The 13,884-nt window shown below is 59.8% G+C and carries 13 protein-coding genes; 7 read left to right on the plus strand and 6 right to left on the minus strand.

The features are described 5' to 3' along the window. Positions 1-50: 50 nt before the first annotated feature. The 3 genes from AM571_RS12990 to AM571_RS13000 form a co-directional block, all read right to left on the minus strand. Positions 51-614, minus strand: a complete 564-nt coding sequence (locus tag AM571_RS12990; RefSeq protein ID WP_074061753.1) for a lytic transglycosylase domain-containing protein — start codon at positions 612-614, stop codon at positions 51-53. 262 nt (positions 615-876) lie between these two features. Further along, positions 877-1,638, minus strand: coding sequence for an N-acetylmuramoyl-L-alanine amidase (locus AM571_RS12995; protein WP_074061754.1), 762 nt, complete (start codon positions 1,636-1,638; stop codon positions 877-879). Then, positions 1,635-2,342, minus strand: a complete 708-nt coding sequence (locus tag AM571_RS13000) for a J domain-containing protein (RefSeq protein WP_074061755.1) — start codon at positions 2,340-2,342, stop codon at positions 1,635-1,637. The genes AM571_RS12995 and AM571_RS13000 overlap by 4 nt, the downstream gene beginning before the upstream one ends. A gap of 379 nt (positions 2,343-2,721) precedes the next feature. Between AM571_RS13000 and AM571_RS13005 the strand changes: the two genes are divergently transcribed. From AM571_RS13005 to AM571_RS13015, 3 genes are all read left to right on the plus strand, one after another. Continuing rightward, positions 2,722-3,933, plus strand: coding sequence for a pyrophosphate--fructose-6-phosphate 1-phosphotransferase (locus AM571_RS13005; RefSeq protein ID WP_074061756.1), 1,212 nt, complete (start codon positions 2,722-2,724; stop codon positions 3,931-3,933). Positions 3,934-3,991: 58 nt separating this feature from the next. Further along, positions 3,992-4,627, plus strand: a complete 636-nt coding sequence (locus AM571_RS13010; RefSeq protein WP_074061757.1) for a LysE family translocator — start codon at positions 3,992-3,994, stop codon at positions 4,625-4,627. Between the two features lie 112 nt (positions 4,628-4,739). Further along, positions 4,740-5,681 carry a lytic transglycosylase domain-containing protein gene (locus AM571_RS13015; protein ID WP_074061758.1) on the plus strand — a complete coding sequence of 314 codons (942 nt, stop codon included), beginning with the start codon at positions 4,740-4,742 and terminating at the stop codon, positions 5,679-5,681. A 20-nt stretch (positions 5,682-5,701) separates the two neighbouring features. On the opposite strand, the gene AM571_RS13020 is transcribed toward AM571_RS13015, so the two are convergent. Continuing rightward, positions 5,702-7,084, minus strand: a complete 1,383-nt coding sequence (locus tag AM571_RS13020; RefSeq protein ID WP_074061759.1) for a serine hydrolase domain-containing protein — start codon at positions 7,082-7,084, stop codon at positions 5,702-5,704. 177 nt (positions 7,085-7,261) lie between these two features. Between AM571_RS13020 and AM571_RS13025 the strand changes: the two genes are divergently transcribed. The 4 genes from AM571_RS13025 to AM571_RS13040 all read left to right on the plus strand — a co-directional run bounded on the left by AM571_RS13025 (position 7,262) and on the right by AM571_RS13040 (position 11,425). Then, positions 7,262-8,506, plus strand: coding sequence for a DUF3419 family protein (locus AM571_RS13025; protein ID WP_074061760.1), 1,245 nt, complete (start codon positions 7,262-7,264; stop codon positions 8,504-8,506). Positions 8,507-8,547: 41 nt separating this feature from the next. Then, positions 8,548-9,177, plus strand: coding sequence for a class I SAM-dependent methyltransferase (locus AM571_RS13030; protein ID WP_074063231.1), 630 nt, complete (start codon positions 8,548-8,550; stop codon positions 9,175-9,177). 116 nt (positions 9,178-9,293) lie between these two features. Beyond that, complete coding sequence (locus AM571_RS13035; protein WP_074061761.1) at positions 9,294-10,091, plus strand: GH25 family lysozyme; 798 nt, start codon at positions 9,294-9,296, stop codon at positions 10,089-10,091. 80 nt (positions 10,092-10,171) lie between these two features. After that, positions 10,172-11,425 (plus strand): lytic murein transglycosylase, encoded by a 1,254-nt coding sequence (locus AM571_RS13040; protein WP_074061762.1) that lies wholly within the window; start codon positions 10,172-10,174, stop codon positions 11,423-11,425. A 519-nt stretch (positions 11,426-11,944) separates the two neighbouring features. Here AM571_RS13040 and metF read toward each other — a convergent pair. Together metF and AM571_RS13050 are read right to left on the minus strand one after the other, a co-directional pair. Further along, positions 11,945-12,847, minus strand: a complete 903-nt coding sequence (gene metF, locus AM571_RS13045; RefSeq protein ID WP_074061763.1) for a methylenetetrahydrofolate reductase [NAD(P)H] — start codon at positions 12,845-12,847, stop codon at positions 11,945-11,947. A gap of 1 nt (position 12,848) precedes the next feature. Then, positions 12,849-13,865: an ArsR/SmtB family transcription factor gene (locus AM571_RS13050; RefSeq protein WP_074061764.1), complete on the minus strand. Its 1,017-nt coding sequence runs from the start codon at positions 13,863-13,865 to the stop codon at positions 12,849-12,851. Positions 13,866-13,884: the final 19 nt, after the last annotated feature.

Below are 13,884 nucleotides of genomic sequence, written 5' to 3' on the forward strand. Positions count from 1 at the left end.
TCACCTCGCTTCGAGGTCCAGATAGCACGGCGGCCGACGCAATTCATATCTTAAATCGACGTTTGCGCCGCGCCTGACATAAGAGCGAGCACTTTGCCGCAATAGGCCTTTGAGATCGGGTTCATCTTCTGTGCGCCGTGGCCGGCATTGTACTTGAGGATGGTATTGCAGGTCTGCCCGCCGCCAAGTTCATGGGCAGCCGCCAAATATTTCATCCCATACTTGATGTTCGTTTCCGGATCGAAGAGGCCCTTCTTCGTTCCCGAATAACCCATCATGCGCGCCGTTGCCGGCTTGATCTGCATGAGGCCGATCTCGCCTGCGCTGCCGCGTGCCTTCGGGTCAAAATTGCTCTCGACACGGACGACGGCGTGGGCAAGCTCGACGGGTACGTCATATTGCTCGGCATATTTGGCAATCAGAACTGAATATTTATTGGCTGTGAAATCCGGCATTGCATAACCGCTTTGGCGGTCGACGGTCTTGAAGATGACCGTTCGGGTTTCTTTGTTCCCGTCTTTGTCCTTATTACCTGCGTCGCCAGCAAAAGCGCAGCCGTACCCTGCCAGCAGCAGGCTTGCGCATGCCGCTGCACCAATAATCATATGTCTCATGTAGTCTAGTTACTCCGACCCAAAGAATTACCGGACTGCGCGCCTCGCCGTCTTCCGGTTTCACGTGCCAAGGACTGGCAACGTTCCGCAGCAATTCTTATCGTTTCATTTTGACTCCCGCAGCTACACACAAAAACAGCCGCGAGCGCCGTTCAGCGGACGGGGTTAGACCATCGCAATGAGGAGATAATAGGGAAATGATGTGGCAGTGCAGCATTCAAGGTCGTTTGCGCAAATACGTTGCTTGAGTGTCACACAGACGTCATGAATAACGCGGTAGCGCCGAGAGCAGCCGGTGCAGTGTATCGATTGTCGAAAAGTCGGCGATGCCGTCGACGCGCTCCTGGCGGAAATGACGCTGGAAGGCCTCCACGTCGCCCGCCGTCCTCTCGGAGAATTCGCCTGTTATTTCCGTGGCATAACCATAAAGCGAAAGCATCGACTGCAGGGCTTCGACCGGTTGGCCGCAATCGCCCCGCTGGAAGAAGCGCCCGCCGGTTATCGGCGCCGGCTCGACCCAGTGTCCTACCCCTGCGTGATGCAGTTCCGCCCACGGAAACTTCTCGCCCGGATCGACCTTGCGAATGGGTGCAACGTCCGAGTGACCCAGTACCTTTTCACGTGCGATCGACCAACGTTTGCCGCAATCGCGACACAATTCAATCACCGCCGCAATCTGTTCTTTGGGAAAGTCTGGCAGGCCGCCCGGATGCCCGGCGTTGGCGATTTCGATGCCGATGGATCGGGAATTGATATCGCCCTCGCCGTGCCAGCTGCCCTTGCCTGCATGCCACGCCCGACGCGCCTCAGGAACGAGCTGAACGACATCGCCGTTCTCGTGGACGAAATAGTGGCAGGAGACCTCGCTCTCCTTTCGACAAAGCCATTCGAGGGCCGATTCCGGCGTCGGCATGCCCGTGTAATGAAGGATGATCATGTCCGGCTTGCGCCCGTCTGCGCGCTCGCCGTGGTTCGGCGACGGCAGCACGCAGGCCTTGCGGTAGTCGGCCTCGAAAGAGGTCATGCTGCGCGGCGTTCCTTCTCGATCGTCGCATAGGCATCGTTGAGGGCAGCCATGCGCTCGTTGGCGATCGCGTGGAACTCCCTGGGCACGCCGCGCGAAATCAGCCGATCGGGATGGTTCTCGCTGACAAGGCCATGATAGCGGCGGCGGATCGTCGGGAAATCGTCGGAAGGCGAAACACCGAGGACCTTGTAAGGGTCCCGGCCGATCGAAACATGGCGCGCCGCGATCTGCTCGAAACGTTCTTCGCTCATTTCGAAGATCTGGCCGATATGGCGGAGGAAATTCATCTCCTTCTCATGGACTGCCCCGTCCGCCTTGGCGATGTGGAAGAGGCCGTCGAGTACGTCTTCCAGAACAGCGCAATTGGCGGTGCAGCTGACGCAGAGTGAAGAAAGCTTCGCAGCATAGGCCTCGTAACCGGCAACATCCTGCCGCGCGAGATTGTAGAGGCGGGCAACGTTTTTGGCCTGGTCCTGCGGAAAGAAGAAGATGTCGCGGAAAGCCCGGACTTCCTTTTCGCTGACGATCCCGTCGGCCTTCGCCATCTTGGCGGAAAGCGCGATGATGGCGACGGAGAACGCCACCTTGCGACGGGTCTCGGGATCCCCCTCGAAAACCGTGCGGATCGCCTCGACCATCGCCGAGAGCAGGTTACCCGCAGCGTTGCCAACAGCATTCAACAGTTTTTCCCAGAAGGACATCGAAGTTTCTCGCATCGCAATATGAAAATACCTTGATCAAATAATCATAGCCATTGCAAGGCGGCGATTGGTCGTATGATTGAAAACACTTTTCACAATTCGGTAATTGTCGCGCCGCTTGCAAGGCGAAAGACCGCACGCGAATGGGCGCCTTTGGACAAGCCGTGATTGCCTCTTCAGATTTTCCACAGCGCGTCTCAAATGGCAAACAGGGGCCTGAAACGATTAGATGCGCCCTTCTTGCCATCTTCCTCGCCTTGCCCGCCCGAGCCGAGCATTTTTCGTAAATTCTTTGCTTTACAGGCCTCTTTCCCTGCCGCATCCATGCGTTAGGTAAGCTGCATGCGAACACCTGCACGAAAGCACTTAAGGAGGGAAAATGGCCAAACAAAAAGTAGCAATGCTGACCGCCGGAGGCCTGGCTCCCTGTCTTTCCTCCGCCGTCGGCGGCCTCATCGAGCGCTATAGCGACGTCGCGCCGGAAGCCGAGCTCATCGCCTACAAATCCGGTTATCAGGGCGTACTTCTTGGCGACAGCATCGCAATCAGCAAGGAAATGCGCGAAAAGGCGCCGCTTCTCCACCGCTTCGGCGGCTCGCCGATCGGCAACAGCCGCGTCAAGTTGACCAATGCCGCCGATTGCGTCAAGCGCGGCCTCGTCAAGGAGGGCGAGAACCCGCTGCGCGTCGCAGCCGAACGCCTTGCCGATGACGGCGTCACCATCCTTCACACCATCGGCGGCGACGACACCAACACGACTGCGGCCGATCTCGCAGCCTATCTCGCGGCCAATAATTACGACCTTACCGTCGTCGGCCTGCCCAAGACGGTCGACAACGACGTCGTGCCGATCCGTCAGTCTCTGGGCGCCTGGACGGCGGCTGAAGTCGGCGCGCACTTTTTCGACAATGTGAGCAACGAGCAGAGTGCTGCGCCGCGCACGCTCGTCATCCACGAGGTCATGGGCCGCCACTGCGGCTGGCTGACGGCGGCGACCGCCCGGGCCTATCTCGACCGTACGAAGAACTACGAATATGTCGACGGGATGATGATGAATGCTGGCCTGAAAAACATCAATGCCGTCTACCTGCCGGAAATGGCATTTGATCTGCAGGCCGAGGCCGAACGCCTCAAGGAGATCATGAACAAGACCGGACATGCGACCGTCTTCGTTTCTGAAGGCGCCTGCCTCGATGCCATAGTCGCGGAGCGGGAAGCTGCCGGCGAGACCATCAAGCGCGATGCCTTTGGCCATGTGAAGATCGACACGATCAATGTCGGCGGCTGGTTCCAGAAGCAGTTCGCCAACCTCGTCGATGCCGAGCGTTCGCTGGTCCAGAAATCCGGCTATTTCGCCCGCTCCGCGCCTGCCAATGCCGACGACCTCCGCCTCATCCACAGCATGGTGGACCTGGCTGTCGAAAGCGCCCTCAACAAGGTCTCCGGCGTCACCGGCCATGACGAAGGACAGGATGGCAAATTGCGCACCATCGAGTTCCCGCGCATCAAGGGCGGCAAGGCCTTCGACCTTTCGACCAGATGGTTCGCCGAAGTGATGGATAGGATAGGACAAAAATACCAGGAAGCATGATTGACGCAGGGCTAATATGGTGTCTTTGCTTGTTTCCTAGGGATTAGGAGGAGATTCCATGTCGCTCGAAGCCTGGCTCGCATTCGCCGCCGCGTCCGCCATCATGCTTGCCATTCCAGGCCCGACAATCCTGCTCGTCGTGTCCTATGCGCTTGGCCATGGACGACGCACGGCGCTGGCGACGGTAAGCGGCGTGGCGCTCGGCGATTTCACGGCGATGACGGCCTCCCTCTTCGGCCTGGGTGCGGTTCTGGCCGCATCGGCAATGCTCTTCACACTGCTGAAGTGGATCGGCGGCGCCTACCTCATCTGGCTAGGCATCAAGCTTTGGCGTGCGCCGCTCATCACCGAACCGGTCGCCGACAACGACAACCTGCCGGAAGAGAAGTCGCTGAAGATCTTCCTGCACGCCTATATCGTGACTGCGCTCAATCCGAAGAGCATCGTCTTCTTCGTCGCCTTCGTTCCGCAATTTCTCAACCCCGAGAAGCCTTTCTTCGAACAGATGGTCATCATGGAGCTGACCTTCCTTGTTCTCGCAACGATCAATGCCGCGACTTACGCACTTCTAGCAAATGCCGCACGCGGCCTCATCCGCAAGGCCAGCGTGCAGCGCGCCGTCAACCGCACCGGCGGGACGTTGTTGATCGCTGCGGGCGCCGTGACGGCCGGTTATCGCCGTATCGCCGCCTGACGATCTTCGCCGGTTGCGGCGCAACAGCGAATAGGCTAATGGCAAATCAGGGTGCAGGGTCTCGATAACTTTAAAATGCTGCCAGGGCGGCGCGATTCACGAAAGTGACAGAATGGTAGCGAACGGTTCTTCCGGCCTGAAACGCGGCCTTGTCGTGACGACAATGTTGTGCGGTATGGCCGGATGCTCGACGGTCGAGTATACGTCGCAGGCGGAATTGACCGCTGTGCAGAGCGTCGTGCCAACACCGAAGCCTGGCGAGGATGCGATGAAGATGGCCGCCGTGCCGGCCGCCGACGGCGCCAGCCATCCCGAAACCGCATTCGCAGCTTCCAATCCGCAGGCGACACCCGCTTTGACGGCCGCAACGGCAATGCCGGCGACGGCAACCTCGGCCAATCCTGCCATGCAACAGGCGATGACCGCGGGTGGCACACAAATCCCGCTGACGCCGGAAATGACCGCGATACAGTCGGTCGTGCCGACCCCGCGTCCAGGCACTCCGGCATCGCCTGCCGCACAGCTTGCCTTCGCAGCGACAGCGCCGCAGGCCGGGGCCCTGGCCGCCATCGCCTCCGTCGGCCCCACGCGGCGTTCGATGTTGGATTTCAGCTTCGATGAGTCCGGCCCCATGGACCCGCCAGCCGCCCCGCCGGTGTTCAGCGACAGCGACCTTGATACTGCGCCGACCGCAGAAAAGAGCTTTATCGGCAAGCTGATCAGCAAGTATTCGAAGCTTTACGAAGTCCCCGAGACACTGATCCACCGCGTCGTTCATCGCGAAAGCCGTTACAATCCAAAGGCTTACAATAAGCGTGGGTATTTCGGACTGATGCAGATCAAGTACAATACGGCCAAATCGATGGGCTATGACGGTGCGCCCGCCGGCCTTCTCGACGCCGAAACCAACATTAAATATGCCGCGAAGTATCTGCGCGGCGCATGGCTCGTTTCCAACAACAAGGAAGAAGATGCCGTAAGGCTTTATGCCCGCGGCTATTATTACGATGCCAAGCGCAAAGGCATGACGGACATTGCCCAGGGCAACTACTAAGATTTCGCCTTCACAGCCGCTCAACCGGCAGGCAGCGCGGCCAGCAGCTCTTTCAGCATGACCTGCGGCTTGTAGCCGAGGCGGCCCGGCGTCAAGCCCATGCGGACGAAGACCAGATCGGCGGACGGCACGATTGCCACACTTTGTCCGTCATGTCCTTCCAGCCAAAAGGTATCTTCCGGCAGCCCCGCTTCAGCGCTGGTATCTCCGCCGGGTGCTGCGAGCCATGCCTGGCCTTGCGTATATTTACCGCCCGACGATTGCGTCGGCGTTCGCATGGCCGTGACAAACCCCTCCGGCAACAGCCGCCGACCGTTCCAGACGCCGTCCTGAAGCAGGAATTGTCCGAAACGCGCCCAATCGCGCGCCGTCGCATAGAGATAGGAACTGCCTGCAAAGGTGCCACGGGCATCGACCTCCAGCACTGCGCTCGACATGCCGAGCGGTTTGAAAAGTGCCTCCCTCGGATAAGAGAAGGCCCTTTCCTGGTCGCCTAGTCCATTCATCCAGATTCGTGACAACAGCACCGCCGTGCCGCTCGAATAACGGAAGCGTTCGCCAGGCCTTGCTTCGAACGGCGCATTGGCGGGTAACGAAACCATATCGGGGTCGAGATAGAGCATGCGCGTCACATCCGTGACATCGCCGTATTCCTCGTTGAAAGCGAGACCACTTTCCATGCCCATCAGATCCCGCAGCCTGATCTGCGACCGTTCGTCATTCTTCCACTGCGGCAACAGATGGTTCGTGTTGAAATCTACCTTTCCATCGAGCATGGCGCGTCCGACGAGCGCCGCATTGACCGTCTTGGTCATGGACCAGCCAAGCAGAGGCGTTCTTGCATCGAAGCCTTCGCCATAGCGCTCCGCCACGATCCGGTCGTTGTGAACGACGACCATCGCCCGCATTTGCGGACCGGCCAGCAGGTCGTTTGCCAGCAGCGACGCAAGCTCTCCATCGTCAGCTTCAGCGACGCTCTCGCCTTCCGGCCATAGTGCGGCGTTCTGCGGAACCACCCGCGGCGATGTCTCTGAAGGTACAGCCTCGGCAGCAGCCTTGAAATTGCCGTCAGGCACGCTCGTGCAGCCGAGCGCCCCGCGATAGAGCGCATATCCGGGCGCAAAGAGCCCCAGGATGCGCGCCGTTACATGGCCCTGATCGCGATCGACCGAAACTCGCACCAACCGCAGCAGCGGATTGCCCGGCGCCTGTACGTCGCCATAGAGCACCGATTGCGGGTCGCGTCCTGCCAGGAACACATTCGAGCAGACGATCTTCGCCGCATAACCGTCACCCACGCGCAACAGCTCAGGCGGGTTGACGCCAAGCCAGGTCCCGCCTGCGGTGACGATGACAACCGATGCAGCGGCCAGTGCCTTCAAGATACGCAGAACAAATCGCATGTCATGCCTCCACGAACGGAGAAAGCAGGAAATCACTTCCCAAAAAAGAGCACAAGAACGCGAGTATCGTTTCGTGCCGGGCAATTCCGGTGGGAAGCGATACCGACAATCTGCGTCATCAAACTGTAGCAGGGACGCGCTACACGCCCTGAACACAAAAAAGGGTGACAGAATCAAATGACGGAATTTGCACCGGATACCGGCTTCCGCAAGAACCGGAAACTCAAGGACGCTCTTCTCCGCCACAAGGCATTTTCCAAGGACGGCTTATCGGAACGGCTTTTCGGCCTGCTCTTTTCCGGCCTCGTCTATCCCCAGATCTGGGAGGATCCGGATCTCGACATGCAAGCGATGGAACTGCAGCCGCATCACCGCATCGTCACGATCGGCTCGGGCGGGTGCAACATGCTCGCCTATCTCTCCAAGGCGCCGGCCTCCATCGATGTGGTCGACCTCAACCCCCACCATGTCGCGCTGAACCGCCTGAAGCTTGCTGCCTTCAAGCATCTTCCGGGCCATACCGACCTCGTACGCTTCCTCGCCATGCCCAACGAGCGCTCGAACAGCCAGGCCTTCGACCACTTCCTGTCATCCAATCTCGATCGGACGACACGCACGTATTGGAACGGCCGCAAGTTCGGCCGCCGCCGCGTCACCGTCTTCAACCGCAACTTCTACGAGACCGGCCTGCTCGGCCGCTTCATCGGCGCGGCCCATCTGCTTGCCCGCCTGCACGGTGTCGATCTCAAAGAGATGACAAAGACCCGCTCAATCCGCGAACAGCGCCAGTTCTTCGACGAACAGGTTGCGCCCCTCTTCGAAAAGCCGGTGGTGCGATGGATTACCGGGCGCAAGAGCTCGCTTTTCGGCCTTGGGATTCCGCCGCAGCAATATGACGAGCTTGCCAGTCTCACCGCCGATCAGTCGATCGCACCGGTGCTGAAGCATCGCCTCGAAAAGCTCGCCTGCCATTTTCCGATGAGCGAAAACTATTTCGCCTGGCAGGCTTTTGGTCGCCGTTATGCCACCGATGACGAAGGCCCGCTGCCGACCTATCTGAAGCGGCAGCACTACGAGGTCATCCGCGCCAATGTCGATCGCGTCAACGTCCATCACGCAAGCTTTACCGAGCTTCTCACCAAGGAACCCGCCGCCTCTCGCGACCGTTATATCCTGCTCGATGCACAGGACTGGATGACGGACCAGCAGATGAACGAGCTCTGGGCCGAGATTACCCGCACCGCCCGCCCCGGCGCCCGCGTCATCTTTCGCACCGCGGCCGAAAAAAGCGTCATCGAGGGCCGTCTTTCCGCGTCGATTCGCGACCGATGGCAATATTTCGAGGAGAAATCCAAAGATATGACCGCGCTCGACCGTTCTGCCATCTACGGCGGCTTCCACATCTACGGAAAGAACGCGTGACCGAGATCCGCTCCATCCTGGACGAGAAACATGCCAATCTCATGGACGGCATGTATCGCCACCAGCGCCATATCTATGATCTGACGCGCAAATACTACCTGCTCGGCCGCGACCGTACGATCCGCAATCTGGACGTTCCGGAAGGCGGTACGCTGCTCGAAGTCGGCTGCGGCACGGGCCGCAATCTGGTGCTCGCACACCGGCTGTTCCCCGCCGCCAGGCTCTACGGCCTCGACATTTCGCAGGAAATGCTGATTTCAGCGCGCAAAACATTCGCCACGAAGCTTGCGGTTGCCGATTTTCGCGTAGCCGACGCGACCGCCTTCACTCCGCGGGAATTTGGTGTCGGCGGCTTCGACCGGATCCTCATTTCTTATGCTCTGTCGATGATTCCCGATTGGGAACGCGCCGTGGCTGCCGCAATCGCCGCATTGAACCCTGGCGGACAACTGCATATCGTCGATTTCGGCCAGCAGGAGGGCCTGCCGGGCTGGTTCAAGGCAGTGCTGAAGTCATGGCTTGCAAAATTTCACGTGATGCCTCGCGCCGATCTGCGCGAGGTGCTGGAAGCCCAAGCCCATGAAAACAACGCGAGATTGTCGTTCGAGACGATCGGCGGCGGCTACGCCTGGCGGGCGGCAATCATCGCCCGACCTTCACAATTGACTTGAAACTAACCGAATTTTTACGTTGATATGTTCAAAGAGGGGGATTCCTCTACTGAAACTCGTCTTTCGAAGGTCAAGCTGTGGGGCAAGTCGATCATTCGGTCCACGACGGGACATTTATGCGCCGGATTTTGTTTGTTGTATTGCCATTGGCCATCATGTTGGCCGGCTGTACTTCATCGGGATACGATTATCTTGAAACCGCATCCATAAAACCGAAGACCCGATTCAAGGATACCGACCCCCAGGATTTCGGGGAGAAGCATCCGCATCGGAACGAGGTTCACGGCATCGACATCTCCAAGTGGCAGGGCGACATCGATTGGCAGACGGTGAAGACCTCCGGCGTCGCCTTTGCCTTCATCAAGGCGACCGAGGGCAAGGACAGGTTCGACCCGCGCTTCAATGAATACTGGCAGCGCGCCCGCGCCGTCGGCATCCCGCATGCGCCCTATCATTTCTATTATTTCTGCTCGTCGGCCGATGAGCAGGCCGACTGGTTCATCCGCAACGTCCCGCGGGACTCGATGCGCCTGCCCCCGGTCCTGGACGTCGAATGGAACGGCGAATCGAAGACCTGCCGCTTTCGGCCGGACCCGGCGACCGTCCGCGCTCAGATGCAGCGCTTCATGGACCGCCTCGAAGCCTATTACGGCAAGCGGCCGATCATCTATACATCGGTCGATTTCCACCGCGACAATCTGCAGGGTTATTTCCAGGACTATCACTTCTGGGTCCGCTCGGTGGCCAAGCACCCGGAAGTCACCTATGCCGACCGCCGCTGGGCCTTCTGGCAGTACACGTCGACCGGCGTGATCCCCGGCATTAAAGGCCCCGCCGACATCAATGTGTTCGCGGGCTCCTCAAAGAACTGGACCAACTGGGTGGCTTCCGTTTCTAAGGACAAGAATTCTTAGTAACGTCCGCCGATCTTTCTTGCTTCCGTCACATTCATCTGTGAAAGCAACGGACATATTTCGGATATAAGGACGATCTCATGCACCGCTCGCTCGCAAGCCGCTCTGCACTTGCTCTCTTGTTTGCAATCACCGCGGCAACCACGGCGCTGGCTCAGCAGCAGGCAATGGCGCCGGCGGCCTCCCCTCCACCAGCCGCAACGCCTCAGGCTCCTCCCGTGGCTTGCGCCGGCGACCTTGCCGAATTTCTGGCGGGCGTAAAGGCCGATGCGATCGCCGCCGGCGCTTCGGCCGAAGCTGCCGACAAGGCGCTCGCCGGTGCGCAGATCGATCCGAAGGTTCTTAGCCGGGACCGCGCGCAGGGCGTTTTCAAGCAGACCTTCCTTGAGTTTTCCCAGCGTACCGTCAGTCAGGCCCGTCTCGATATCGGCCGCCAGAAGCTGAAACAGTTCGCAGACGTCTTTGCCAGGGCCGAGCAGGACTATGGCGTCGCCCCGGGCGTCATCACCGCCTTCTGGGCAATGGAAACGGACTTCGGCGCGGTTCAGGGCGATTTCAATACGCGCAACGCGCTCGTCACGCTGGCGCATGACTGCCGCCGCCCCGAACTCTTCCGCCCGCAATTGATCGCGCTCATCGAAATGGTCCAGCACGGCGACCTTGACCCGGCGACCAATACCGGCGCATGGGCGGGCGAAATCGGCCAGGTGCAGATGCTTCCGCGCGACATCGTCGCATACGGCATGGATGGCGACGGCGATGGCCATGTGCGGCTGAAGGAGAGCGGCGCGGACGCAATCCTGACGGCTGCTAAGTTCATCCAGCATCTCGGCTTCAAGCGCGGCCAGCCCTGGCTGCAGGAAGTCACCTTGCCAGAAAATCTTCCCTGGGAAAAATCGGGTCTCGGCGGCACCATGACGGCGGGCGAGTGGTTCGCGCTCGGTGTCCAACCGCGTGACGGCAACACCAGCTTCGGCAATCTGGAGGGTGACCTCGTTCTTCCGCAAGGCCGTCACGGACCGGCCTTTATCGCCTATCCGAACTTCAAGATCTATCTCGAGTGGAACAAGTCATTCATCTACACGACCTCGGCCGCATATTTCGCCACCCGCTTTGGCGGTGCGCAGCCTTATCTCAAGGGGACACCGGAACAGGGCCTTGCGAATGACCAGATGAAGCAGTTGCAGACCAAGCTGCAGTCTAAGGGCCACGATGTCGGCCAGATAGACGGCATCCTGGGTTCCGGCACGCGTGTCGCGATTCAGAGGGAGCAGCAGCGTCTCGGAATGCCGGCCGATGGCTGGGCGACGCCCGGCCTGCTCGGCGCGCTCTGACCAGTTGATTTTCGTAAAGACCGCGCAATTCGATCGCGCCCCGGAACATGACGGGGCGCGGTTTCGATTTCCCGCGTTATATCAAATGGTTCCGGTCATGCCTTTATGTCGCCGTCACCGTTAACGGGCAATCGCCCAATTTAACGCACGGTTAAAATGTGTGAACAAATTTTCGTTCCAATTTAGCACTTCGTTTCAATCGCTTAGCTGATCAGAACTCGGCTCATCCGCAGTTCGCCGCTGCGCTGCAGCATAGAAACCGCTTTCCACGCGACACAATTCAGACATATTATATGCCGGTTAACGCGAGGAGGCAGACATGGGTATCACACGATCCTTGAATGTCCTGTTGGTCAGTGCAGCGTTCGCGTTCGTCTTGTCCATGCTCTTTATTTGAGCGGTCGGCGAACCCTATGACTGGAATACCTAGCTCCTGACAAGCTAACAGTTCAGCCAATTAAAAAGCGCATGTCACCGCCAGACATGCGCTTTTTTATTGGATGCCGATTGCCGGTGCCCTCAGGCAGCCGCGCCCGCTGCCCTCTTTGCGCCCTCTCGCCTGAGGCCGAGATTGGTGAGGACGGCTGAAACCAACGGCGAGCGGTTCATCGTATAGAGATGAAACTCGTTTAACCCGCGGCGAACGAGATCCTCGATCTGCTCGACGGCGACATCAACGGCAACCTTGGCCCGCTCCTCCACCTTGTCGTCGAGACCGGCAAAGCGCTCATCGAGAAAGGCCGGGATCACCGTGCCGCATGCGCTGGCAAATCGTTTCAGCTGCGTCAGGTTCTGGATCGGCATGATGCCGGGCACGATCGGAATTTTGACGCCAGAGCGCCGCACCTTCTCCAGGTAGCGCTCGAAGTTGTCGTTATCGAAGAAGAATTGCGTCAATGCGCGGTCCGCGCCGTTGTCGGCCTTTCGCTTCAGCATGTCGATATCGGCCGCCACGTCCAGGCTCTCCGGATGCTTCTCCGGATAGGCGGACACCGAAATCTCGAAATCGCCGATTTCGCGAAGGCCGGCCACCAGTTCGGCCGCATTGGCGTAGCCGCCCGGATGAGGCTCGTAAGGCACCCCTGCCCCGCCCGGCGCATCGCCGCGCAGCGCCACGAAGTGCTTCACGCCGGCCTTGCGGAAATGGTCGATCACCTGGTGCGTCTCTTCCTTCGTGGCGCCCACGCAGGTGAGATGCGACGCCGTCGCAAGCGGCGTCTCGTTGAGGAACCGCGTCACGGCCGTCAGCGTCGGCGCCTTTGTGGTGCCCCCGGCGCCATAGGTCACCGAGACGAAATCCGGATCCCAGTCCTGCAGCTCGGCCACCGTCTTCCAGAGCTGGCCTTCCATCTCCTCCGACTTCGGCGGGAAAAATTCGAAGGAAATGCCGATATTGCGGCGGTCTCCGGTGTTCAAAGCCATATCATACCTCCCCGGCCAATACTGTTTCGGCGCCTTCGGATGCAATGAGGCGCCTGGGATCGCGCGCAAGCCAGATCGTGACTGTAAGCCCCTTCTCGCCCGGCTGACCCGGATGTAGATCGACGGCCTGCTCCACGTCGAGCCCCGTCCTGCGCAGCCAGTCGGTCATCGACTGATGCGAGAAACCAAGGCGGACGTGCGCGTGCTCGTCGCGAAGATATTCAAGCCCATGCGGCGCAAGATCGATGACCATGAGACGCCCACCAGGTGCCAGCATCCTCGCCGCCTCGGCAATCGCGATTTCCGGCTGATCGAAGAAGTGCAGCACCTGATGAATGGTGACGAGATCGAAATCCTGCCCCTCGAACGGCAGGTTCAGGATGTCGGCATGCCGCACCGATGCCTTGGTGATGCCTGCCCTGTCGAGATTGGCGCGGGCGACACTCAGCATGTCGCGGCTGGCATCGACGCCGATCGCCCGGCGATAGAGGCCGCAAAGCAGCTCGAGCATGCGGCCGGTCCCCGTGCCGAGATCAAGCAGCGAATGGACCGGCTGGTCACCGAGGAGCTTGATGACCGCGGCATCCACCTCTTCGTCGGCGGCATGCAGGCGCCGAAGCTCGTCCCATTCAGCGGCATTGCGACTGAAATAGGCCTGCGCCCGCTCTGCCCTCTGACGCTTCACGGCTAAAAGCCGCTCGCCATCGCGCAAGAACACCGGATCGTTCTGGGAAGCGTGTGTCAGCAGAAGGCGCACCAGCGCCGCCGCCTTGCCATCCTGCCTCAGCCGGAAATAGGCCCAGGCGCCTTCCTGATAGCGATCGATGAGGTCGGCCTCACCGAGCAGCTTCAGATGCCGGGAGATGCGCGGCTGCGACTGTCCGAGGATTTCCGTAAGATCGGTCACCGTCAGGTCGCCGGCGGCAAGAAGCGCCAGAAGCCGCAGACGCGTCGGCTCACCGGCCGCCTTCAAGACGTCCACCAGCCCATCCAATCCAAGCTTCACAGCTTCAGCCATATTCCGACCCAATCAACAT

Origin of the sequence: Rhizobium etli 8C-3 (genome assembly GCF_001908375.1) — a bacterium.
In the GTDB taxonomy this organism is placed as follows: Bacteria; Pseudomonadota; Alphaproteobacteria; order Rhizobiales; family Rhizobiaceae; genus Rhizobium; species Rhizobium etli_B.